The following is a 24,178-nucleotide window of genomic DNA, read 5'->3' on the forward strand; positions in this document are numbered from 1 at the left end:
TGTGATGTCCCGAGCGATACATGTGTTCCGCAGCCCCGATCGGTTTGTCGCGGGGACCGTCGGACAGCCGGGGGATCGGACGTTCTACCTCCAGGCGGTCCACGAGTCGCGCATCGTCAGCGTCGTCCTCGAGAAGCAGCAGGTGCAGATCCTCGCCGAGCGCATCGGCGCGCTTCTGGAAGAGATCCACCGACGGTTCGGCACCGCCATCCCACCCGAGGCCGACGACGTCGCCGACCTCAGTCCGCTCGTGATGCCGGTCGATGCCGAGTTCCGGGTCGGGACGATGGGTCTGGGCTGGGACGCCGAAACCGAGGCCGTGGTCGTCGAACTGTTGGCCATCACCGAGGGCGAGTTCGATGAGAGCGTCGTCCTCGATGACACCGACGAGGGGCCCGACGCGGTGCGGGTGTTCCTGTCCACTCTCGCCGCCCGCGAGTTCGCCGCACGCTCCACACGCGTCATCTCCGCCGGCCGCCCACCGTGCCCGTTGTGCGGGCAGCCGCTGGACGCCGACGGGCACCTGTGCGCCCGGATGAACGGCTACAAGCGTGACGCCGAGCTGAGCAAGTCGCTCGACTTCATCGATCCGGAGGTCTTTCGCGGCCTGACCGGCGACGGTCCGCCGATCATCGGCGACGAGTACGGCGAACCCGACGAGCCCGACACCGACCCGGGCGACATCGACCCGTGAGTCTCGGCGACGCCGCGGACCTGCCCGACGACCTCGATCCAACCGGCACGTCGAGTTCCGGCGACACGAATTCCGGCGACACGAATTCCGGCGACACGGTGTTGGCGACGGCCGAGTTGACCATCATCGGTCGCATCCCCACCGCGAGTAACGCGACGTTGGTGTGCGACGCGGTGGACGGCGACCGATCGGTGCGGTGCGTGTACAAGCCCGTCCGCGGCGAGATCCCGCTGTGGGATTTCCCGGACGGCACCCTCGCCGGTCGCGAGGTGGCGTCATATCTGGTGTCGGAGGCGCTGGGGTGGGGGTCCATCCCGACGACGGTTCTCCGTGACGGCCCGCTCGGGCCGGGCATGGTGCAACGCTGGATCGACACCCCCGACCACGAGGATCCGGAGTTGTGTGCCACCCGCGTCGACCTGGTGGATCTCGCGCCGCCGGACGCCATTCCGTCCGGCTACCGGTCGGTGCTGCGTGCGCTCGACGGTCGCGGTGAGCCGGTCGAACTCGTCCACGCCGACGATCCGCGCCTGCTGCGCATGGCGGTGCTCGACGTGATCCTCAACAACGCCGACCGCAAGGGTGGGCATGTGCTCGAGGGTCTGGACGGTTCGGTATACGGGGTGGATCACGGGATCTGCCTGCATCAGGAGGACAAGCTGCGCACCGTGCTGTGGGGGTGGGCCGGTGACCGCATCCCCGGTCACCTGATCGCCGATGTCGCAGCCCTGGCCGATGACCTCGAATCCGATGCTTCGTCGGTACGCGACGCGCTGACGGCGCACATCACCGTCGACGAACTCGATGCGCTGATCATCCGGGCGATCATGCTCGTCGAATCCGAACGCATGCCGTACCCGCCGGGCCATCGCCCGATTCCCTGGCCGCCGTTCTGACCGGGTCACCGTTCTGACCGGGTTCGGCGAGACCGTGGCCCGGGCGATATGCCCGAGGCGACGACAACCCGTGAACGCGTACGCAATACAGTGGGGAACATGCATTCGTGGCCTGATCCCACCCTGCCGTCGGTCGCCGGCGCCGGTCCCGCACTCCGCCTCTACGACACCTCGGCGCGTCAGGTCCTGCCTGTCGCAGCCGGCCCGACCGCCACGATGTACGTCTGCGGGATCACGCCGTACGACGCCACCCACCTCGGGCATGCGGCCACCTACCTGACCTTCGACATGGTCAACCGGGTGCTGCGCGACCTGGGTCACGACGTGCACTACGTGCAGAACATCACCGACGTCGACGATCCGCTGTTCGAACGTGCCGAACGCGACGGGGTGGATTGGCGGGAACTCGGATCCGAGCAGATCCAGCTGTTCCGCGACGACATGACCGCCCTGCGGGTGCTGGCGCCGCGCGACTACATCGGCGCGATGGAGTCGGTCGGCGAGGTCGTCGAGATGGTCGGCAAACTGCTCGCATCGGGCGCGGCCTACGTCGTCGACGACGCGGAGTTCCCCGATGTGTACTTCCGCATCGACGCCACCGAACAGTTCGGCTACGAATCCGGCTACGACCGCGCCACGATGGAACGGTTCTTCGCCGAGCGCGGCGGCGATCCCGACCGGGCGGGCAAGCGCGACCGACTCGACGCGGTGCTGTGGCGGGCCGAACGTCCCGGCGAACCGGCGTGGGACGCCCCCTTCGGACGGGGTCGGCCGGGCTGGCATATCGAATGCTCGGCGATCGCGCTGAACCGGCTCGGTATCGATTTCGACATCCAGGGCGGCGGCAACGACCTGATCTTCCCGCACCACGAGTTCTCCGCGGCCCACGGTGAGGCCCTCACCGGCGCCCGGCGCTTCGCCAAGCACTACGTGCACACCGGGATGGTGGGGCTCGACGGCGAGAAGATGTCCAAGAGCCGCGGCAATCTGGTCTTCGTGTCGAAGCTGCGGGAGGCCGGGGTCGACCCGGCCGCGATCCGTCTGGCCCTGCTCGCCGATCACTACCGCGGTGATCGCATGTGGACCGACGAGGTCCTCGAGACCGCGAAGGCCCGGCTGGCGCGCTGGCGCGCGGCCACCGACGCGGCGACCGGCCCCGATGCCGCCCCGATCATCGAGCGGATCCGGCAGCATCTGGCCGACGACCTCGACACCCCGAAGGCCCTCGACGCGATCGACGGCTGGTGTCGCGACGTCGAGCAGGGTTTCGGTCAGGACCCGGGTGCGCCCGGTCGGATGAGCCACGTCGTGGATGCCCTGCTCGGCGTGCGGTTGCGGCCGTGAGGTCACCCGCTCGGGTGAGGTTGGACTCGGGTGGGGGCCAACGCCCGCGGCTTAGTACAGTTTGCGCGTGGCTCGCGTGAAGGAGATCGATCCGAACTCGGCAACCGGGGTGTGGACCGTGCAGACCCGGACCTCGACATATCTCATCGACTTCGACGAGATGACGCTGTTGCGTGCTCCCGGGGTGGGCAGCACCGAAGGCGAGGAATGGGCGGTGAGCACGCTGCGCCGCGACTCCGAGGACATCCCGCTGCTCGGCGTGAAGTCGTGCCGGGTGGGGGAGTCGGCCCAGTTCTGGGTGCGCGCCGCCGACGACCCGGACGTCCGGACCTGGCGGATCACCACCCCGGTCGTGTCCATCGAACGCATCGGCTGACCCGGGCTCCGGGACGGCACACTCGTCGGCGGATCAGCCGCCGAACGCACCCGGACCGCCACGCCGCTTGAGGTACCGCTCGAACTCGGCCGCGAGCGCGTCGCCGTCGATCTTGGCCATCGCCTCGTCGGTGTCGATCTCGGCGTCGCCGCGTTCTTCCAGACCACGGACGTACTCCGCGATCTCCTCGTCATCCTCGGTCATCTCGGTGACGGCCTGCTCCCACTCCTCGGCCTGCTCGGGCAGCGTGCCCAGCGGAACCTCGATGTCCAGGACCTCCTCGACCCGATTCAGCAGCGCGACGGTGGCCTTGGGATTCGGTGGGGTGGAGACGTAGTGGGGCACGGCCGCCCAGAACGACACCGCGGGCATGCCGGCCTGCACGAACAGATCCTGCAGCACGCCGGTGATCCCGGTGGGGCCTTCATAGCGACTCTCGGCCAGGTTGTAACGCTCCGCGGCGTCGCTGCTGTATGCGCTGCCGGTCACCGGTACCGGGCGGGTGTGTGGCGTGTCGGCCAGCAACGCGCCGAGCATGACGGTGGTCTCCACCTCGAGCGCCTGGGCGAGATCGACGATCTCCGCACAGAAGCCACGCCAGCGCATGTTGGGTTCGATCCCGCGCACGAGTAGGATGTCCCGGTCGGCCCCGACGGGGCTGCAATAGGAGATGGACGTGGTCGGCCAATCGATGCGGCGCGTCACGCCATCGACCTGCTTGATCGTGGGCCGATTGACCTGGAAGTCGTAGTAGTCATCGGATTCGATGTCGGCCAGCGGGCGGGCATCCCACATCAGCGCGAGGTGCTCGACGGCGCTGCTGGCCGCGTCGCCGGCGTCGTTCCAGCCCTCGAAGGCGGCCAGCAGGATGGGTCTACGCAGGCGGGGAAGGTTCGACATCTGCTCGGCGTTCACTGATCCAGCCTACGACCGAACCCAAGAGAGAGCGAACTACCCTGAGCACCATGTCCACACCGTCATCGTCCACCGGTAACCACGACACGACCTTGCTGACCGCGATGTCGCGTCGAGTGTTGATCGGTGACGGCGCGATGGGCACGATGCTGCAGGCCGCGGATCTGACGCTCGACGACTTCCTGGGCCTTGAGGGCTGCAATGAGATCCTCAACGACACCCGGCCCGACGTGCTCGAGGGGATTCACCGGGCGTACTTCGAGGCCGGCGCCGACGCGGTGGAGACCAACACCTTCGGCTGCAACCTCTCCAACCTCGGTGACTACGACATCGCCGACCGCATCCGGGAACTGTCCTACAAGGGCACGGCCATCGCGCGCGGGGTGGCCGACGAGATGGGGCCGTCCGCCGACGGCACCGCCCGCTTCGTGCTGGGCTCGATCGGACCCGGTACCAAACTGCCGAGCCTGGGTCATACCACCTTCGCGGTCATCCGCGACGCCTACTTCGAGTGCGTCGCCGGCATGCTCGACGGTGGCGCCGACGCGGTCCTCATCGAGACCAGCCAGGATCTCCTGCAGGTCAAGGCGGCCGTCGTCGCCGCGCGCCGGGCGATGGCCGACCTCGGCCGCCGCATCCCGATCATCACCCACGTCACCGTGGAGACCACCGGGACGATGCTGCTCGGTTCGGAGATCGGCGCGGCCCTGGCCGCGATCGAACCCCTCGGGGTCGACATGATCGGGCTGAACTGCGCGACCGGCCCGGCCGAGATGAGCGAACATCTGCGCTACCTCTCGCGGCATGCGCGCATCCCGGTGTCGGTGATGCCCAACGCGGGTCTTCCGGTGCTGGGTGCCAACGGCGCCGAGTACCCGCTGCGGCCCGACGAGTTGGCGGTCGCACTCAGTGACTTCGTCGGTGACTTCGGGTTGTCCTTCGTCGGTGGCTGCTGTGGTACCACTCCCGAGCACATCCGGCAGGTGGCCGAGGCGGTCGGCGAGACCACCAAGGCCGCCCGCCGACCCGAGCACATCTCGGAGACCTCGTCGCTCTACACCGCCGTTCCCTTCGATCAGGACGCCAGCTTCCTGGTAATCGGGGAGCGGACGAACTCCAACGGCTCCAAGGCATTCCGTGAGGCGATGCTCGCGGAGGACTATCAACGCTGCCTCGACATCGCCAAGGAACAGACCCGCGACGGCGCCCACATGCTCGACCTCAACGTCGACTACGTCGGCCGCGACGGTGCCGCCGACATGACAGCGCTGGCCGCGCGGTTCGCGACGTCGTCGACCTTGCCGATCATGCTCGACTCCACCGAACCCGAGGTCATCCGGTCGGGGCTGGAAACCCTCGGTGGACGCTGTGCGGTCAACTCGGTCAACTACGAGGACGGCGACGGACCGGATTCCCGCTTCGCGCGGATCATGCGGCTGGTCGTCGAACACGGTGCCGCCGTGGTCGCGCTGACCATCGACGAAGAGGGACAGGCGCGCACCGCCGACTGGAAGATCCGGGTGGCCGAACGCCTTATCGCCGACATCACCGGCAACTGGGGGCTGTCCGAGGAGGACATCATCCTCGACACCCTCACCTTCCCGATCTCCACCGGGCAGGAGGAGGTGCGCCGCGACGGCATCGAGACCATCGAGTCGATCCGACGGCTGCACGAGGCGCATCCGGATGTGCACTTCACGCTGGGCATCTCCAACATCTCCTTCGGCCTGAATCCGGCCGCGCGGCAGGTGCTCAACTCGGTGTTCCTGCATGAATGCGTGCAGGCCGGACTCGACACCGCGATCGTGCACGCGTCGAAGATCCTGCCGATGAACAAGATTCCCGACGAGCAGCGCGAGGTCGCCCTCGATCTCGTCTACGACCGTCGGGGCGCGGTGGGCACACGCAGCGAGGGTCGCGACGACTACGACCCGCTGCAGAAGCTGATGGAGCTGTTCGAAGGTGTCTCGGCGGCGTCCGCCCGTGAATCACGCGCTCAGGAACTCGCCAGGCTGCCGCTGTTCGAGAGGCTCGAGCGGCGGATCGTCGACGGGGAACGCAACGGGTTGACCGATGACCTCGACGAGGCGATGACACAGAAGCCGCCGCTGGCCATCATCAACGAGACCCTGCTGTCGGGGATGAAGACCGTCGGTGAGCTCTTCGGCTCCGGCCAGATGCAGCTGCCGTTCGTGCTGCAGTCGGCCGAGGTCATGAAAACCGCTGTCGCACATCTCGAACCGTATATGGAGTCCACCGGCGAGGACGGCAAGGGCCGGATCGTATTGGCCACGGTGAAGGGCGACGTCCATGACATCGGCAAGAATCTCGTCGATATCATCCTGAGCAACAACGGCTACGAGGTCGTCAACATCGGTATCAAACAACCGATCGCGACGATCCTCGAGGTGGCCGAGGACAAGCGCGCCGACGTCATCGGCATGTCGGGACTACTGGTCAAGTCGACCGTGGTGATGAAGGAGAACCTCGAGGAGATCAATACCCGCGGTCTCGCCGAGAACTACCCGGTCCTCCTCGGCGGCGCGGCGTTGACGCGCGCCTACGTGGAGAACGATCTCTCCGAGACCTATGAGGGCGACGTGCATTACGCGCGTGACGCTTTCGAGGGGCTGCGGCTGATGGACGACATCATGGCCCGCAAGCGCGGGGAGGGACCGGACCCCGACAGCCCGGAAGCCCTTGCCGCACAGGAGAAGGCCGCCGAACGCAAGGCCCGTCATGAGCGGTCCAAGCGGATCGCGGAGAAGCGCAAGGCCGCCGAGACACCGGTCGAGGTGCCCGCGCGTTCGGATGTGGCCGCCGACAACGAGGTTCCCACGCCGCCGTTCTGGGGCACCCGGATCGTCAAGGGCGTCCCGGTCGCCGACTACCTCCAGTTGCTCGACGAACGAGCCCTGTTCCTCGGGCAGTGGGGCCTGCGCGGCGCCCGCGGTGGGGACGGACCGTCGTATGAGGATCTCGTCGAGACCGAAGGTCGTCCGCGGCTGCGGGAATGGATCGAACGGCTGTCCACCGAGGGGATACTCGCGCACGCCGCCGTCGTGTACGGGTACTTCCCCGCGGTCAGTGAAGGTGACGTGGTGCACGTGCTCACCGAACCGAAACCTGATGCACCGGTACGCTTTTCGTTCACCTTCCCACGTCAGCAGCGGACCCGGTTCCTGTGTATCGCCGATTTCTTGCGTTCACGCGAGGCTGCCATCGCCGACGGCCGCGTTGACGTCCTGCCGTTCCAGTTGGTCACCATGGGTCAGCCGATCGCCGACTTCGCCAACGAACTGTTCGCCAAGGACGCCTACCGCGATTACCTGGAGGTACACGGCATCTCGGTGCAGTTGACCGAGGCGCTCGCCGAGTACTGGCATCAGCGGGTGCGCAGCGAACTGCGCTTCGCCGACCACGCCGGCGACGCCGAGGATCCGGACAGTGCGCAGGGCTTCTTCGACCTCGAATACCGTGGTGCGCGTTTTTCTTTCGGTTACGGCGCCTGCCCTGATCTCGAGGACCGCGTCAAAATGATGGCGCTCCTCGAACCCGAACGCATCGGTGTGCATCTGTCGGAGGAATTGCAGTTGCACCCGGAACAGTCCACCGACGCCTTCGTGCTGCATCATCCCGAGGCGAAGTACTTCAACACATAGGGTGAGTTCGGGGCGGCCCCATCGTGATCGGGGGGCGCTGCCAGAAGATCTGCGCCGTGGATCTCGTTGACGGCGCCCTGACTTCCGTCGACGACGAACCCGGTCACCCGACGAAGCCCGGCAGATAGACCAGACCGACGAACCACACCGCCGGCACGGCAACGCCCAGCCACACGACGAGCTTGCTGCTGCGTGTGCGCAGCGTGAACAGCGCCGGGACCATCCCGGCGATCCCGGTGAACACGGGCGTGACCGCCGCCCATTGGGCTGCCGGGCAGTCGCTGTCGTCGAGGTCACCCATGCACATCGAACTCATCGAGTAGAACAGCAGCGCCAGGAGCACACCGCAGACGAGACCGACGACCGCGACGACGATGATGATCGCCCGCAGCACCCGAACCGATGTCGGTGTGGCCGGCGTCCCGCACCACGTCGCATCTGGCTCCTGCGTGTCGTCGCACCCCCGTGACACGTTCCGATCGGGTCCGAGATGTCGGACCTCGCCCGGCTGTCACCGTAGCCCGAGATCCGCGACGGACCGTGTCCCACCGGGTAGTGCATTTGCCTGATCGACCGTCCGGCGGACGCCGATCGCACAGGCGAATCCGGGTCGCCGCCACCTGACAGCCGCCACCCATCGAGTTCCCAGCCTCGCCGGTCAGTCTTGATGCCATGACCTCTGTGACCCTCACACCGGTCGGCGCCGACGGCGACGATCACGACACCGACGATCACGGCAGCAGTGAGTGCGCCCCGGCCTCCGCGGCGCATCCGGCTCGTTGGGTGCGCTGGAGCGTCCTCGCCGCCCTCGTGGTGGTGGCCGCGCTGGTGCGTTGGCACTTCATCGACATGGAAACCATGGACTACCGGGCGTTCCTCAGCCGGTGGTACGAGACGCTCGACACGCAGGGCTTCTCCGCGTTCAAGGAGCGCTTCGCCGATTACAACTATCCGTATCTGTACCTGATCTGGCTGCTGACCGTCGTCAAGGCGCCGTCGCTGATCGGCATCAAGGCGTTGTCGATGGTTTTCGACCTCGTCCTGGCGTTCTTCGCCTACCGGATCGTGGGTCTGCGAACCCCACGATTCTGGTTGCGTGCCTTGGCCTTCGGCGTGATGCTGCTGCTGCCGTCGGTGATCGCGAACAGTGCCTACTGGGGTCAGGCCGACGCCATCTACTCGGCGTTCGCGCTGGGCGGGGTGTATTTCCTGCTCCGCACCCAACGTGAGGGGATCACCTATCGCTCGTACGTGATGAACTCGACGTGGGCCTGCGTGTTCTTCGGTCTGTCGCTCTCGTTCAAGCTGCAGGCGGTCTTTGTTTTGCCGGTGCTGATCTGGCTGCTGCTGCGGCGGCGTCTGCCCTGGTACACCCTGCTCGCCATTCCGGCGGTGTTCTTGGCGCTCGACGTTCCCGCCATCCTCGGCGGCGCGCCGTGGCGCGAGGCCTTGTCGGTCTATCTGGATCAGACCGACTCCTACAAGCAGCTCACATTGGGCGCGGCGAACCTGTATCAGCTCATCCCGATCTCCGGGGATGCGACGTGGTTGGCGCATCTCGGTATCGGGATGGCGGCCGCGGTGATCGTGGTCTTCCTCGCCTGGTCGCTGTGGAAGAAGCCTCCGGTGACGCCCGCCGCCACCCTGGTGGTGGCCACCGCCAGCGCCGTCATCGTGCCCTTCCTGCTGCCCGCGATGCACGACCGCTACTTCTATACCGCCGAGATTCTCAGCGTGGTGATGGCGTTCTACCTGCCCCTGCGATTCATGATCATCCCGGTGCTCGTCCAGGCCGCGGCCATCGGTGTGTATCACTCGTCGCTGTCCGGTGACCAGGGTCAGGGATTCGGTGGGGGCGCCGGCCGCGGATTCGGTGGTGGACAACAGGCCGGCGGACCACAGGGCGGCGGCACCGGTGGAACCGGTGGCGCGCCGAATATGCCGGGCGGCAACGGTTCCGGCGCAACACCACCGACCGGTGGTCCGGGTGGTGGCGCAAGTCCGGGTGATTCGCCGTCCGGAGCCGGACAGTCTCACGGGGGGCAGGGCGGCGCCATGGGGGGCGATCGCGGTGGATCGGGCGGCTACACCTCCGGTCGTGGCGACACCGAACTCGGCGTCTACGCCACCATGATGGGTTTGGCGGCCCTCGGTCTGGTCTATGCGGTGATCGACACCTTCCGCCGTATGCGGCCGGCGCGCGCTCGGCCGGTGATCCCGGAGAGTGACATCGTGTCCTTCGACGAAGCGGCAGGGCCCGAAGTCTCCGCCGTCCACCTCTGGTGATTGTTGGCGTGAGAAACGGCCGCGATCGGCTGGTGAACAGATCGACGAGGAGGCTCGAATGGCTGATCCGGAACGGCTCGGAATCGTCGTCGCCGGTGATCATCACGCGGATGCTGCCCGGATGCCGCACGGGCGCCCGCCGAGCTGACCCGGCGCCGCCCTCGGTGACGGCTGTCACGGTGGCGGCCACCGGATTCGCATCGTGGGCCGACGGTCGGCGATGATGCGGTGGTGAGCAGCACCGCCTTCCGTCCCGCCGCCGTCTTCTGGGATATGGACGGCACCCTGCTCGACTCGGAAAGACTGTGGGACATCGCCGTCGCCGAGTTGTCGGAGCGGCACGGCTTCGTCATGACTCCCGAGGTGCGTGAGTCGACGCTGGGCAACTCCATGGCCGACGCACTCGACAAGGTCTATGACGCGGCCGGAGTACCGCCCGCCGCTCGTCGACACGCACTCGACGAGCGATGGTTGCTCGACCGAGTCGGTCAGCTCTTTGCCGAGGACCTACCGTGGCGGCCCGGAGCACTCGAGGCGCTCGACCTGCTGGCCGCCGCCGGAATTCCGATGGCGCTGGTGACCAATACGGTGCGTGAGCTGACCGAACAGGCCCTGGACACCCTCGGCCGCCATTTCTTCACGGCCACGGTGTGTGGTGACGAGGTCGCGGTGGGCAAGCCTGCACCCGACCCGTACCGGCGCGCTGCGACGCTGCTCGGCGTCGATCCGATGCGGTGTCGCGCCGTCGAGGATTCGCCGACCGGCACCGAGTCGGCCATCGCGGCCGGTTGCCACACCTTGGTGGTGCCGTCGACGGCCGAGGTGCCGGCCGGTCCACGTCGGTCCTTCCGCTCGACGCTGGTCGGCCTGACCCTCGCCGAACTCGAACTTGCGGACATGCGAGGATAGGAACTCGTGAAAACCTTCGAGGAGCTGTTCGCCGAGTTGAGCGACAAGGCGCAGTCCCGTCCGGCCGGCAGTGGCACCGTTGCCGCGCTGGACTCGGGGATCCACACCCTCGGCAAGAAGATCATCGAAGAGGCCGGCGAGGTCTGGCTGGCGGCCGAACACGAGTCCGACGAGTCCCTGGGCGAGGAGATCTCCCAGCTCCTCTATTGGCTGCAGGTGATGATGATCAAACGGGGCCTGACGCTCGCGGACGTGTACCGCCATCTGTAGGCCGCGGCCTACCCCCGGTCGCGGCCCTACGCACCCGCCGTCCCCACCCGATCGATCACTGGAGTCATCCGATGCTGCGAGTCGCAGTACCCAACAAGGGCGCCCTGTCCGAATCCGCCGCCGCCATCCTGGCCGAGGCCGGCTACCGCAAACGTACCGATGCCAAGGACCTGACCGTCCTCGACAACAACAACGACGTCGAGTTCTTCTTCCTGCGTCCCAAGGACATCGCCATCTACGTCGGGGCGGGCACCCTCGATGTCGGCATCACCGGCCGCGACCTCGCCCGCGACTCGGGCGCCGAGGTCGACGAACAGATCTCGATGGGATTCGGTTCGTCGACCTTCCGCTACGCCGCGCCCGCCGACCAGGCGTGGACCGTCGAGGATCTCGCCGGCAAACGCATCGCGACCTCGTACCCGAATCTGGTCCGCGCCGACCTGGCCGCCCGCGGCATGACCGCCGACATCATCCGGCTCGACGGTGCGGTGGAGATCTCCATCCAGCTCGGTGTCGCCGACGCCATCGCCGACGTCGTCGGGTCCGGGCGCACACTGCGCCAGCACGGTCTCGTGGCCTTCGGCGAGTCGCTGTGCGACTCCGAGGGGGTGCTGATCAGTCGTGCCGGTGCCGAGGTCGACAAGGCCGCACGGCAGTTCATCAAGCGCGTGCAGGGAGTGGTGTTCGGTCAGCAGTACGTGATGATCGACTACGACTGCCCGCGGGCCATTCTCGATCAGGCCAGTGCCCTGACGCCGGGCCTGGAATCGCCGACCGTCGCGCCGATGGCCGATCCCGACTGGGTGGCCGTCCGTGCCATGGTGCCGCGCCGCAATCACCAGAACCTGATGGACGAACTCTCCGAACTCGGGGCCCGCGCCATCCTCGCCTCCGACATCCGGTCCTGCCGCTTCTGAGGTCTCAGCGACCGTCGAGCAGCACTGTCTGCGCCGACCGGCCGATGAACCCGTCGACGTCGTACAGCTCGGCGAAAGTGGCCCCGAATCCGTCCGGCCCTGTCGCCAGGTGGGCGTCGATCCCCAGCCACATGCCGTGCGGGATCGCCGAGAAGTGCACGGTGGTGTCGGTGTTCATCCACGTCCACTGATCGGGCCGTAGGCGTGTGCCGACCCCGTTGGCGACGTCGACGACCGTCATCTGGGCCTCGAGGTCGGTGATCGTCTCGCCCTCCACCAGATCGATCGCAGGGCGCAGCCAGACTGCCGGAGTGTCACCGAAACGACCCGGCGCAACGGCCGTCTCGACGGTGCCGATGAAGCCGGCGGTGCCCCAGTCGACGCCCAGTGAACTGTCCGAGGTGACGCCGGTTGTCGTGCCCAGTTCCTCGGGGAGCGGCCGCAATTGCGCGAACGGCTGCTGACTGATCGACGACGTGTCCCCGGTGCGCAGGCGCCAGGCGACGGCGCGTGCGGCGACCCGGAAACTGCCGTCTGGCTGCTGCACCTCCAGATCGGCGCCGACCATGCTGATCCGGCGTCCCGGGCGCAACACCCGTGAGCTGACGCGGTTGAGGCCGAGCCCGACCGCACCGACGATCTCGGTGGTCACCCGGGTGACGTGCAGTGACGGGTCGGGGGACACGCGTTCCAGCGCCCGCATCAACAGTCCGGTGGGTGGCCCGCCGTGCTGGATGTCGTTCGACCACGGACTGATGGTGGCCTCGGTGGGGCGGAAGTATTCGCGGCCCGAATCGCGATCGTCGGCGGGCGGGACCTCGGGAAGGTAGTACGCGGTATCCACCCGAGCGACTCTATGACACTGTGCATAGCCCGCCGCGCTCGGCCGTGTCGCCCACTTTGGGGACCTGGTCATTCGAGCGGGGTGACCCGTTCCTTCGTTCAGACGAATTCACTGAATGCGCTCGTCGTGCGGCTGGTCAAACGTCCATGATGAATCCGGTTCGCCAGTGGCCATCGCGTGATGACGATCCCACAGCCACGTCACAGGGATCGATGCGTCGCTTGCCGCCATGGATGACCAGCCCCGTCCAAGCATGCCAGAGGGAGAAGTTCGTGTACGCAATTCGAAGGGCCGTCGGCACCACAGCCGTCGGTTGCGCACTGTGTGTGGGAGCCGTGGTTCCCACGGCGTTGTCGGCGACCGTTGCCCAAGCGGGTGCCTTGTCCACGGAGACGCTGCAGACGATCGACGCACTCACCGACGACGGGGTCTTCCGTCCTGCCGAGGCCGAACACGGAATCAGCCGAGATCTGCTGGGGTCGGCGCCCTACGGGGCGAGCGCGGATGCGATCCTCGTCGTCACGCCAGGCACCGATGACGGCACCCTCTATCCCCGGATCCGGGAACTCCGGGCGGGCCGGACCACGCTCATCATCGATTACCCGGAAGCGTTGGCGCCCTTGGTGTCCGGCCGCTCGGATGCGGCCCTGTCGATCTTCGCTCCGTCCTACGACGAGTCCCGCGACATCGCCGTCGACGGGAACGTGGCGGTCATGCATGCCTTCGCCACGCAGCAGGGGGACCGTCCGTACGTCGTCTACACCGGGTACTCACAGGGTGCCGAGGCCCTCGGCAACGCCGCCGAGCAGGCGGTCGCGCAGAACGTCGATGGCACCGGAATCGACGTCGAGAACTCTCGGCTGCTGCTCATCTCCGATCCACGCAGTCCGTGGGGTCTGAAGGCCTGGGCAGCCGACTACCCGGTGATCGGCGGACTGTTCGAACTGTTCGGCGCCGAGTCGAACGGTGCGCGCGATCCCGGTGCGTCCGACGGCCTCCAGGTGACCTCGGTGATCGTCGTCGGCGACCCGGTCAGCAACTTCCAGTGGGTCTGGTATCGACCGATCAGTTCGCTACTGGTCGACGGCGCGGGCTTCATCGCCATCCATTCGGGTTTGGGGGAGGAGAACTACGGCAATCTGATCGCCTACGACACGCCGCCGACCATCCTGCACAGCACCGACGGCAACACCACCTACGTCGTCTACACGCCGAAACACCATCCGCTGACCATGGTCGCGATGATGCTCAACGACGCCGTCGGCATCACCTACGACGGCGACGATGTCCAGCGGTGGGACGCGGTCAACAATGCCTTCTATCCGCTGCAGGCACCCAGCGCCGACACCGCCGCGGTCCCGGTCGAGGACGGGCCACAGCCATCGGCGCCGGCGCCGTTGGTCGCGGCGCGCACCCTGTCCGCGGTGGAGACCGAGGGTGGTGGCTCGGAGGTCGGGACCGGAGACGACGGATCATCGATCGTCCCGGAGACACCCGACGGCACACCCAGGGTGGTGACCCCGCAACCCACCACCGAGGTCACACCGCAGGCAGGCGTCGAGGTCACCCGGCAATCCCCGGCACCGGCGACGACCCAGGCACCGGTGACCACCGAGACATCGGAGGGCACCGAAACGTCGGAGGGGACAGAAACATCGGAGAGCACCGAGCCATCGGTGACGACCGAAACACCGACCCAGACCTCGGCTCCCACCGGTGGTCGACACCGCGCGCCGGTGACGACCGATGCCTCGGCGGGTGCCGGTGCGCTCGAATCCGTCGACGGCGCCGGTGGTGGTCGGCATCGGCTGCAGGGCAGCGGGCGGCACTCGACCGACGGTCAGGCACCGTCGGCCGGCGGCGACGCAGCGGACTCGACGCAGGCCCCCGCGGCGTGATCGTCGCTAGGGCGTGAAACCGGCGGGAGGACCCGGATACTCGGGTATCTCGCCGCCGAACTCGGGGCAGCGTGCCTGATGCTCACAGAAGCGGCACATCCGCGAGCGCTGCGGCCGGAAGTCGCCGGTGGCCACGGCCGCGCGGATGGCCCGCCAGATCGCGGCGAGGGTACGTCCGAATCGCTCGAGTTCGTCACGGTCGGGGGTGTAGGACAGCGTCTGACCGTCGGAGAGGTACATCAACTGCAGACGTGTCGGCAGCACCCCGCGTAGCCGCAAGATGGCCAGGGCGTAGAACTTCATCTGGAACAGCGCCTTGGCCTCGTAGGCCTCGCCGGGTGCGCGACCGGTCTTGTAGTCGACCACCCGGATCTCGCCGGTGGGAGCGACGTCGATCCGGTCGATGAAACCGCGCATCAACACCTCGTCGGACTCGATCTCGACGTGTTGTTCGACGGCGTCGGCGTCGAAGGCCGTCGGATTCTCCATCCGGTAGTAGTTCGCAATCAGCTTGTGGGCCTCCCGCAGGAACGCGGCGTGGTCGCCGTCGCCGATCAGGTCGGCGAGATCGGGATCGGCCTCGCACATTGCCGCCCATGCGCCGTCGACGAGGAAATCGGCCGACTCCTGGGTTCGCAGCGCAGCGGGCATGTCGAAGAGGTTCTCCAACGCGGCGTGTACCACCGTGCCACGGGTCTGGGCCGGTGTCGGTGTCTCGGGGAAGCGATCGATCGCACGGTAGCGATAGAGCAGCGGACACTGCTTGAAGTCGGCCGCACGCGAGGGTGACAGCGCCAGCGGTCTGCCCACCAGACCCCGCGCGGTGCCGGCGAGTCGGTGGGCGGGGGCCGAGCCGGCTGCGTTGTCGGCCCCGGAGGAAACGGTGATCGTCACATTTGGCAGGGTAGGACCCACCAGTGACAATCCGACGCTCGACGCGGCCACTGAGCCGGGGCTGCGAATATCGCTGTCACCAGCAGATAACACCAGTCACATCAGCCCCGAGAGACTCGGGTCCAACCGGCGAGGAGACCAGCAGATGGCCGCGAGCGGCGCGTTCGAAGTGGGAGATCGGGTTCAACTCTCCGACGCCAAGGGACGCAAGTTCACGGTCATCCTGGAACCGGGAAAGCAATTCCACACCCATCGCGGCGCGATCGCGCACGACGACCTCATCGGTTCGCCCGAGGGCAGCATCGTCTCCGCGACCAGTGGCACCGAGTACCTGGCACTTCGCCCCCTCCTCGTCGATTACGTTCTGTCGATGCCACGCGGGGCACAGGTCATCTATCCGAAGGATTCCGCCCAGATCGTCACCGAGGGTGACATATTCCCGGGGGCGCGGGTGCTCGAGGCGGGGGCCGGTTCGGGCGCGCTGACGTGTTCGCTGCTGCGCGCCGTCGGACCCGACGGCGAGGTCGTCTCCTACGAGATCCGGGACGACCACGCCGAGCACGCCCAACGCAACGTCGAGACATTCTTCGCCGGACACCCGGCGAACTGGACCCTGGTGATCGACGACCTCGCCACCATCGACACCGGCGAGCGCTTCGACCGCGTCATCCTCGACATGCTCGCACCCTGGGAGCCCCTCGACGTCGTCCGTTCGATCCTGAAACCAGGTGGGGTCTTAACGGTTTATGTGGCAACTGTCACCCAGTTGTCGCGCGTGATCGAGGCCCTGCGCGAGCAGGAGTGCTGGACCGAACCGCACGCCTGGGAATCCCTGGTCCGCGACTGGAGCGCGGTCGGTCTCGCGGTGCGGCCGGAACACAAAATGCAAGGACACACGGCCTTTCTGATCACCGCTCGACGTCTGGCCGATGGAACCACCACACTCCGGCCGCAACGACGTCCGACCCGGGGGTGAACCGAGCGTGGACATCCACGCGAAACACGGTGAATACGTAGGGAAGACGTACATTTAACACACCATCAACATCGGTGGATGCGCGGTGTGAGGCGTATCGGTCCCCGGGCCGGTAGCGTGGAGTCACGGTGCACGAACTCCAATGCGGAGTGGTTGCCGGGGAGAGGAGTCAGCAATGACCGAATCTGATCGCCATGGTGCCTCGGCGGATGACGCGGGCAGTGAGACCACGGGAGCGTCCGGTGACTCGTTCACTCCTGCCTACACACCGCCGCTGGTGGCCCGAGCAGACCGTGAACGCCCGGCGGGTGCACGGTCGGCCGACACGGACCTGCAGGATCGTGTCGACAATCTGACCGCACGCAACGCCAAGCTGCTCGAAACCCTCAAAGAGGCGCGGCAACAGCTCGTCGCGCTGCGCGAGGAGGTCGACCGTCTCGGACAGCCGCCGAGTGGGTACGGCGTACTGCTCGAGGTGTTCCCCGACCAGACCGTCGACGTCTTCACCTCCGGTCGCAAGATGCGCCTGACGTGCTCGCCGAGCATCGACACCGAGACCCTTCATCGTGGGCAGACCCTGCGTCTCAACGAGGCACTGACCATCGTCGAGGCGTGCGAATTCGACTCGGTCGGCGAGATCAGCACACTGCGCGAGGTCCTCGGGGATGGGGAACGTGCCCTGGTCGTCGGCCACGCCGACGAGGAACGCGTCGTCTGGCTCGCCGAGCCACTGCTCGGTGAGGTCGACGGTGAGGACGGGCAACGCCGGAAACTGCGGCCGGGCGACTCGCTGCTCATCGACACCAAGGCCGGCTTCGCCTTCGAGCGTGTCCCCAAGGCCGAGGTCGAGGATCTGGTCCTCGAGGAGGTCCCCGACGTCGGCTACGAGGACATCGGTGGTCTGGGCCGTCAGATCGAGCAGATCCGTGACGCCGTCGAACTGCCGTTCCTGCACAAGGACCTGTTCCGCGACTACGCTCTGCGTCCGCCCAAGGGTGTGCTGCTCTACGGCCCGCCCGGCTGCGGCAAGACGCTGATCGCCAAGGCGGTCGCGAACTCCCTGGCCAAGAAGATCGCCCAGGTCCGTGGCGACGATGCCAAGGAAGCCAAGTCGTACTTCCTGAACATCAAGGGCCCCGAACTGCTCAACAAGTTCGTCGGTGAGACCGAGCGGCACATCCGCCTGATCTTCCAGCGTGCCCGTGAGAAGGCCTCCGAGGGCACCCCGGTCATCGTGTTCTTCGACGAGATGGACTCGATCTTCCGCACCCGCGGATCTGGTGTCTCCTCCGACGTCGAGACGACCGTCGTACCGCAGCTGCTCAGTGAAATCGACGGTGTCGAGGGACTCGAGAACGTCATCGTCATCGGTGCGTCCAACCGCGAGGACATGATCGACCCGGCCATCCTGCGACCGGGCCGCCTTGACGTGAAGATCAAGATCGAGCGTCCCGACGCCGAGTCGGCGATGGACATCTTCTCCAAGTACCTGACCGAGCAGTTGCCGGTGCACGCCGACGATCTCGGCGAGTTCGGCGGAGACCGCACCGCATGCCTGAACGCGATGATCGAGAAGGTCGTCGAGCGGATGTACGCCGAAAGTGATGACAACCGCTTCCTGGAGGTGACCTACGCCAACGGCGACAAGGAGGTCATGTACTTCAAGGACTTCAACTCCGGTGCGATGATCCAGAACGTCGTCGACCGGGCCAAGAAGTACGCGATCAAGTCCCAATTGGAGACCGGCGCACCGGGTCTGCGGGTCCAGCACCTGTTCGATTCCATTCTCGACGAGTTCGCCGAGAACGAGGACCTGCCCAACACCACCAACCCGGACGACTGGGCGCGGATCTCGGGCAAGAAGGGCGAGCGGATCGTCTACATCCGCACGTTGGTCACCGGCAAGAGTTCGGGCGCCAGCCGCGCCATCGACACCGAGACCAACACCGGCCAATATCTGTAGCCCCTTCGCGGCACACAGCACCGCTGCCCGCCCCACCGGGGCGGGCAGCGGTCGTTTCGGCCGGTGCGGGGTCACTGGTTCGACGCCCGAACCGGCCCACGTCGACCGTGTGGAGGACGTGCGAGGACGCGGTCGGCGCCAGGCACTAGAGTCTGTCGGTGATGAACAGCAGCGTCTCGATGATCCGTGGTCGGGTGACGGTGGCCGGGGTGAGCCACCCACTGGGCGACGCGCACCGTGTCCGCCTCGGTCGAACCCCCGACAACGATGTGGTCGTCAATCATCCACTCGTGTCGCGTCATCACTTGCTGATCGAGTGGCGTGGCACCGGCTGGTGGGTCATCGACGCGGGTAGCACGAACGGTTTCTACAGTGGTGGCGCCCGCGTCGCGGAGCTACCGCTGACCGGCTCGACCAGCTTTCGTCTCGGTGACGGCGCCACCGGGCCGGTGGTGGAGGTGGCGCTCGAGGCGCCACGCGCACCCGGACCGACGGGTCCGCCGCGTGGTCCCGGCAGCGGTCCGGTCGCCGGACCGCCCCCGGCGTCGGGACGGTTCCCTGCGGGACCGCCCGGGTCGGGCCGGATGCCGATGCGGGTTCCCGCGCCGGGCAGCTACTCCCCGGGAGCGGTGGCGCCGATGCCCGAGGAATTGCAGAACGCCCCGCACCTGCAGGCACTGAAGCAGAATGTGTCCGCGATCTACCAGCTGCCGGGACGCCCGGAACGGGCCGGGCGCGAGACGATTTCGCTGGCCGGGGCCCAGACGATCGGCCGGACACCGGACAACGACATCGTCGTCTCCGACGTCCTGGCCTCGCGGCGTCACGCGCGTGTCCTGACGCAGCCGGACGGTTTGTACATCGAGGACCTCGGCAGCGTCAACGGCACCTACGTCAACGGTCAACGGGTTTCGCGGGCACGACTGACCGACGGCAACGTCGTCACCATCGGCAACAGCGACTTCGTGGTCTCGCGGGGCAGCCTGGTCCGCGGTCAGGCCCAGGACGTCGTCGCCGGTGGTCTGCAGGTGCACGGCGTCAGCCTCGTCGTCGACGGTGGAAAACAGCTCCTGCAGAACGTCGAGTTCAGTGCCCGTCCCGGATCGCTGACCGCGGTGATCGGCCCGTCCGGCGCGGGCAAGTCCACCGTGTCGCGGATCGTCGCCGGGCTCAACTCGCCCACCAGCGGTCAGGTCACCTTCGAAAACCGCAGCGTCCATGAGGAATACGATGCGCTGCGCACCCGTATCGGAATGGTGCCGCAGAAGGATGTGCTGCACCACAAACTCACCCTCCGCCAGGCACTGCGGTACGCCGCCGAACTCCGACTGCCCCCGGACCTGTCGAAGGCCGACCGCGACAACGTCATCAACGGTGTGCTCGCCGAGCTGCAGTTGACCGAGCACGTCGACACCCGCGTCGAAAAGCTCTCCGGTGGCCAGCAGAAACGCGCATCGGTGGCGATGGAACTCCTCACCGGGCCGTCGTTGCTGATCCTCGACGAACCCACCTCGGGTCTGGATCCGGCCCTCGACCGGCAGGTGATGTCGACTCTGCGCCGGCTCGCCGACGCCGGGCGCGTCGTCCTCGTCGTCACCCACTCGCTGACCTACCTCTCGATGTGCGATCAGGTGCTGCTGCTGGCACCGGGCGGCAAGACCGCCTATTGCGGCGCGCCCGCGGACGTCGGGGCAGCGATGGGTACCGCCGACTGGGCCGAGATCTTCGCCTTCGTCGCCGCGCAGCCCGACACCGCGCACATGCGCTACCTGCAGGGCCGTGGGCAACCCGCTCCGCCCCCATCACCCCGACCACCCGGTCCGCCGATTCCGGTCCCGCAGACCAGTTTCGTCCGGCAATCGAGCACCATCGGTCGGCGGCAGGTCCGGTTGATCTTCGCCGACGTCGGTTACCTGGTCTTCCTGGTGCTGTTGCCGGTGGTGCTGGGTTTGTTGACGTTGGTCATCCCCGGCGACGACGGCTTCACCAAGAAGATCGGGAGCGATGCCACCGCGGTACCGCCGATTCCTGCGGCCGACGATCCCGTCGAGGCGGTTCAGGTCCTGGTGATCATGGTGGTGGGAGCAGCGTTCATGGGTGCCGCGCTGACGATGCGCGACCTCGTCGGCGAGCGTGACATCTTCGAGCGTGAGCGTGCGGTCGGCCTGCGTCCCGGAGCCTATCTGTGGGCAAAGGTGGTCGTCTTCTTCATCACGGCGATCCTGCTCAGCGCCGTCATGGTCGCGATCACGTTCGTCGGACGCGGAGTCCCAGAGTACGGAGGTGCGCTGCTGCCGCCGCCGTTGGCGCTGTTCCTCGCGATCGCCACACTCGCCTGCGTGTCGACGCTGGTCGGCCTCGCCATCTCGGCGTCGGTGAAATCCAACGAGCAGGCCATGCCGCCCCTCGTCATCGTGATCATGATGCAGTTCGTGTTCTGCGGTGGCCTCTTCGCGCTCGACACTCCCGGACTTGCGCAGCTGTCCTGGATCTTCCCGTCGTACTGGGGCTACGTGGCGGCGGCCGGGGCCGTCGATCTTCCCTTGATCAACCCGGACGCCACGCAGACGGTCGACCTGTGGAATCCGTCGATCCTGCACTCCGCGCTGGCCTACGGCGTCCTCATCGTCATCGCCGTCATCCTGTACGTGGTGACGTTCTCCCGGCTGCGCCTCAAAAAACGCTGATCGCAGAGACGTGACACGACCCGCCATCGTCACGATGGCGGGTCGTGTCATGTCTGAAGCGTCAGGACACCGGATCGACCGGGTAGCGCACCAGCCCGAGTTCCGCGTCGGTACCGAGCAGGCTGTGGCTCGGCAGCACTCGTGCGGTGTAGCCGAGGACACCCGATCGGTAGGGGGTCACGGCGGTGGCGAATGTCAGTCGGCCGAAGGCGTCGACGTCGCCGACCGGGCTCATCGCGGTCAGGATCGGATCGTGGATGTCGCCCTCGTCGTCGACGCGGCCGAGCACCGCCTCCACCTTCACCTCTTCGGGGTCGAGCCCGCCCAGCCCGACCTGTGCGGTCAGTTGCAGGGCCTCGGCGACGGTCTCGGAGGCCTCGTCGATACCTGCGATCGTCACCGCGGGCCACGCCTTCTGCACCCGTGACCGATAGACGGCGAGATCCTTTGCCGCGGCGTGGTCGTCGGCCACGGCAGCGGCGTACGAGAGGGCAGCCGGTGAGTACAACTTCGTCGTATAGTCACGAACCATCCGGGAGGCGAGCACCTTCGGCCCGAGGATCGACAGCGTGTGACGCACCATCTCCACCCAGCGCTGTGGTACCCCGTTCTCGTCGCGGGAATAGAACAGCGGAATGACCGTATCCTCCAGCAGCGAGTACAGCGCCTGAGCCTCGAGGTCGTCGCGACGATGCTCATCGGTGACGCCCTCCGCCGACGGGATGGCCCAGCCGTTCTCGCCGTCGGCCATCTCGTCCCACCAGCCGTCGAGGATCGACAGGTTCAGTCCGCCGTTGAGCGCCGATTTCATCCCCGAGGTGCCACATGCCTCCATCGGCCGCACCGGATTGTTCAGCCAGACATCGCAACCGGCATAGATGTAGCGGGCCATCGAGATGTCGTAATCGGGGAGGAAGACGATTCGGTCGCGGATCGCGGGATCCTCGGTGAAGCGAACCACCTGCTGGATGAGTGACTTGCCGCCGTCGTCGGCCGGATGGGCTTTACCCGCGATCACCAGCTGGACCGGCCGCTCGGGATCGGTGAGGATGCGTTTGAGCCGCTCCGGATCCCGCAGCATGAGGGTCAGGCGTTTGTAGGTGGCGGCTCGGCGGGCGAACCCGATCGTGAGTACCTGCGGGTCGAAAAGATCTGCGGTCCAAGAAAGTTCCACATCGGAGAAGCCACGATCATGACCGCTGGCGCGTGCCCGCCGGCGCACTTCCGCGACGAGTTCGGCACGCAGATCCTGGCGTGTCCGCCACACCGCGGTGGCGCCCAGTGCGGCATAACCCGGTGCGGCCGAATCCTCGTCGTGGCCGACCAGCTTGCGCCAGGGTCGGGCGACCCAGGTGAAGCCGTGGACACCGTTGGTGATCGACCCGATCGGCACCTCGTCGGCGTCGAAGCCCGGCCACAGGCCCGCGAACATCTCGCGACTGACCTCACCGTGGAGTTCGGACACCCCGTTGGACCGCTGCCCGAGCCGGAAACCCATGTGGGCCATGTTGAATACTCCGGGGTGGCCCTCGTTGCCGAGTGCCAGCACGGTGCTCGCCGGGAGTCCGGGCAACAGTCGCGATCCGCCGTCGCTCTCGGCATCGAGATAGAACGACACCAGATCCTTGGGGAAGCGGTCGATTCCGGCGGGCACCGGGGTGTGAGTGGTGAAGATGTTCGACGCGCGCACCACCGACTCCGCCGATGCGAAGTCCAGTCCCGATTGGACGAGTTCACGCACTCGCTCGACCGCGAGGAAACCCGCATGCCCCTCGTTCATGTGGAACACCGTCGGCTCCTCGCGTCCGGTGATCGCGACGTATTCACGCAGCGCGCGCACGCCTCCGACGCCGAGCAGGATCTCCTGTTTGATGCGGTGATCCTGGTCGCCGCCGTAGAGGCGGTCGGTGACCGAACGCAGCTCGATGTCGTTGGTGGGGATGTCGGAGTCCAACAGCAGCAACGGGATCCGGCCGACGGTGGCGACCCACACCTGCGCGTTCAGCGTCCGGCTCCCCGGCATCGACACGGAGATCACCACCGGACGGTCGTCGGCGTCGGTGAGCAGCGTCAGTGGCAACAGGCCCGGATCGTTGACCGGATACTTCTCGATCTGCCAGCCGTCGTGGGTCAGGCTCTGCCGGAAGTAACCCGAACGGTAGAACAGCCCGACACCGATCAGTGGGAGACCGAGATCGGAGGCGGCCTTCAGATGGTCGCCGGCCAGGATGCCGAGGCCGCCGGAGTAGATGGGCAGCACCTCGGAGATGCCGAACTCCATCGAGAAGTAGGCGATCCCGCGCGGCATCGATGCGCCCGCCTGTTGCTGCTTGCCGAACCACTGGGGCGCTTTGCGATAGGTGTCGAGTTCGGCCCGCAGCGTGGCCAGTCGCGCGAGAAAGATGTCGTCGTGCGCCAAGTCGGCCAGCCGACCGGGATCGACCTCTGCGAGCAGACGCAGCGGGTCGCCCGAGGCGCTCCACAGGTCGTCGTCGATCGTGGCGAACAGATCCTGGGTTTCGCTGTGCCACACCCAGCGCAGGTTGTGGGCGAGGACAGCGAGGTCGTCGAGAGCGGCTGGTAAAGGTACCCGGACGGTGAACCGGCGGAAGGCTTTCACGGCGTAGACGGTACTTCGCCGGGGACC

The 24,178-nt window shown here is 67.0% G+C and carries 18 protein-coding genes; 13 read left to right on the forward strand and 5 right to left on the reverse strand.

Features of this window, described 5'->3' with window-relative positions:
- Window positions 1–4 precede the first annotated feature (4 nt).
- The 4 genes from ACWETB_RS05815 (at window position 5) to ACWETB_RS05830 (ending at window position 3,310) form a co-directional block, all read left to right on the forward strand.
- Window positions 5–694, forward strand: a complete 690-nt coding sequence (locus ACWETB_RS05815; RefSeq protein WP_452209904.1) for a DUF3090 domain-containing protein — start codon at window positions 5–7, stop codon at window positions 692–694.
- A gap of 98 nt (window positions 695–792) precedes the next feature.
- Window positions 793–1,590: an SCO1664 family protein gene (locus ACWETB_RS05820; RefSeq protein ID WP_449742995.1), complete on the forward strand. Its 798-nt coding sequence runs from the start codon at window positions 793–795 to the stop codon at window positions 1,588–1,590.
- 99 nt (window positions 1,591–1,689) lie between these two features.
- Complete coding sequence (gene mshC, locus ACWETB_RS05825; RefSeq protein WP_449742844.1) at window positions 1,690–2,934, forward strand: cysteine--1-D-myo-inosityl 2-amino-2-deoxy-alpha-D-glucopyranoside ligase; 1,245 nt, start codon at window positions 1,690–1,692, stop codon at window positions 2,932–2,934.
- Window positions 2,935–3,001: 67 nt separating this feature from the next.
- Entirely contained in the window at window positions 3,002–3,310 is a 309-nt protein-coding gene (locus ACWETB_RS05830; RefSeq protein ID WP_348803833.1) for a hypothetical protein, read from the forward strand.
- Between the two features lie 33 nt (window positions 3,311–3,343).
- Here ACWETB_RS05830 and ACWETB_RS05835 read toward each other — a convergent pair whose 3' ends face one another.
- Window positions 3,344–4,225 (reverse strand): PAC2 family protein, encoded by an 882-nt coding sequence (locus ACWETB_RS05835; protein WP_449742843.1) that lies wholly within the window; start codon window positions 4,223–4,225, stop codon window positions 3,344–3,346.
- A 50-nt stretch (window positions 4,226–4,275) separates the two neighbouring features.
- Here ACWETB_RS05835 and metH point away from each other — a divergent pair, with 50 nt between their 5' ends.
- Window positions 4,276–7,887 (forward strand): methionine synthase, encoded by a 3,612-nt coding sequence (gene metH, locus ACWETB_RS05840; protein WP_452209907.1) that lies wholly within the window; start codon window positions 4,276–4,278, stop codon window positions 7,885–7,887.
- 103 nt (window positions 7,888–7,990) lie between these two features.
- Here the strand turns inward: metH and ACWETB_RS05845 are convergent, their stop codons facing one another.
- Window positions 7,991–8,281 carry a hypothetical protein gene (locus ACWETB_RS05845; protein ID WP_452209909.1) on the reverse strand — a complete coding sequence of 97 codons (291 nt, stop codon included), beginning with the start codon at window positions 8,279–8,281 and terminating at the stop codon, window positions 7,991–7,993.
- 278 nt (window positions 8,282–8,559) lie between these two features.
- On the opposite strand from ACWETB_RS05845, the gene ACWETB_RS05850 reads away from it, so the two are divergent.
- From ACWETB_RS05850 to hisG, 4 genes are all read left to right on the forward strand, one after another.
- Window positions 8,560–10,173: a hypothetical protein gene (locus tag ACWETB_RS05850; RefSeq protein ID WP_452209911.1), complete on the forward strand. Its 1,614-nt coding sequence runs from the start codon at window positions 8,560–8,562 to the stop codon at window positions 10,171–10,173.
- Window positions 10,174–10,404: 231 nt separating this feature from the next.
- Window positions 10,405–11,082 (forward strand): HAD family hydrolase, encoded by a 678-nt coding sequence (locus ACWETB_RS05855; protein WP_452209913.1) that lies wholly within the window; start codon window positions 10,405–10,407, stop codon window positions 11,080–11,082.
- Window positions 11,083–11,088: 6 nt separating this feature from the next.
- Entirely contained in the window at window positions 11,089–11,352 is a 264-nt protein-coding gene (locus ACWETB_RS05860; protein ID WP_449742837.1) for a phosphoribosyl-ATP diphosphatase, read from the forward strand.
- A gap of 71 nt (window positions 11,353–11,423) precedes the next feature.
- Entirely contained in the window at window positions 11,424–12,269 is an 846-nt protein-coding gene (hisG, locus tag ACWETB_RS05865) for an ATP phosphoribosyltransferase (protein WP_449742836.1), read from the forward strand.
- A gap of 4 nt (window positions 12,270–12,273) precedes the next feature.
- On the opposite strand, the gene ACWETB_RS05870 is transcribed toward hisG, so the two are convergent.
- On the reverse strand, window positions 12,274–13,113 hold the full coding sequence (locus tag ACWETB_RS05870) for a thioesterase family protein (RefSeq protein ID WP_449742835.1): 840 nt from the start codon (window positions 13,111–13,113) through the stop codon (window positions 12,274–12,276).
- A gap of 272 nt (window positions 13,114–13,385) precedes the next feature.
- Between ACWETB_RS05870 and ACWETB_RS05875 the strand changes: the two genes are divergently transcribed.
- A complete protein-coding gene (locus ACWETB_RS05875; protein ID WP_452209916.1) occupies window positions 13,386–15,011 on the forward strand; it encodes a PE-PPE domain-containing protein in 1,626 nt (541 codons plus the stop codon).
- Window positions 15,012–15,017: 6 nt separating this feature from the next.
- Here the strand turns inward: ACWETB_RS05875 and ACWETB_RS05880 are convergent, their stop codons facing one another.
- Entirely contained in the window at window positions 15,018–15,905 is an 888-nt protein-coding gene (locus tag ACWETB_RS05880; RefSeq protein WP_452209918.1) for a RecB family exonuclease, read from the reverse strand.
- A gap of 145 nt (window positions 15,906–16,050) precedes the next feature.
- Here ACWETB_RS05880 and ACWETB_RS05885 point away from each other — a divergent pair, with 145 nt between their 5' ends.
- The 3 genes from ACWETB_RS05885 to ACWETB_RS05895 all read left to right on the forward strand — a co-directional run bounded on the left by ACWETB_RS05885 (window position 16,051) and on the right by ACWETB_RS05895 (window position 21,531).
- Window positions 16,051–16,881, forward strand: a complete 831-nt coding sequence (locus ACWETB_RS05885) for a tRNA (adenine-N1)-methyltransferase (RefSeq protein ID WP_452209920.1) — start codon at window positions 16,051–16,053, stop codon at window positions 16,879–16,881.
- 175 nt (window positions 16,882–17,056) lie between these two features.
- A complete protein-coding gene (gene arc, locus ACWETB_RS05890) occupies window positions 17,057–18,844 on the forward strand; it encodes a proteasome ATPase (protein WP_452209922.1) in 1,788 nt (595 codons plus the stop codon).
- Window positions 18,845–19,023: 179 nt separating this feature from the next.
- Window positions 19,024–21,531 carry an FHA domain-containing protein gene (locus tag ACWETB_RS05895; protein WP_452210072.1) on the forward strand — a complete coding sequence of 836 codons (2,508 nt, stop codon included), beginning with the start codon at window positions 19,024–19,026 and terminating at the stop codon, window positions 21,529–21,531.
- Window positions 21,532–21,592: 61 nt separating this feature from the next.
- On the opposite strand, the gene glgP is transcribed toward ACWETB_RS05895, so the two are convergent.
- Window positions 21,593–24,151 carry an alpha-glucan family phosphorylase gene (gene glgP, locus ACWETB_RS05900; protein WP_452210074.1) on the reverse strand — a complete coding sequence of 853 codons (2,559 nt, stop codon included), beginning with the start codon at window positions 24,149–24,151 and terminating at the stop codon, window positions 21,593–21,595.
- Window positions 24,152–24,178: the final 27 nt, after the last annotated feature.

Source organism: Gordonia sp. NPDC003950, from assembly GCF_053605205.1.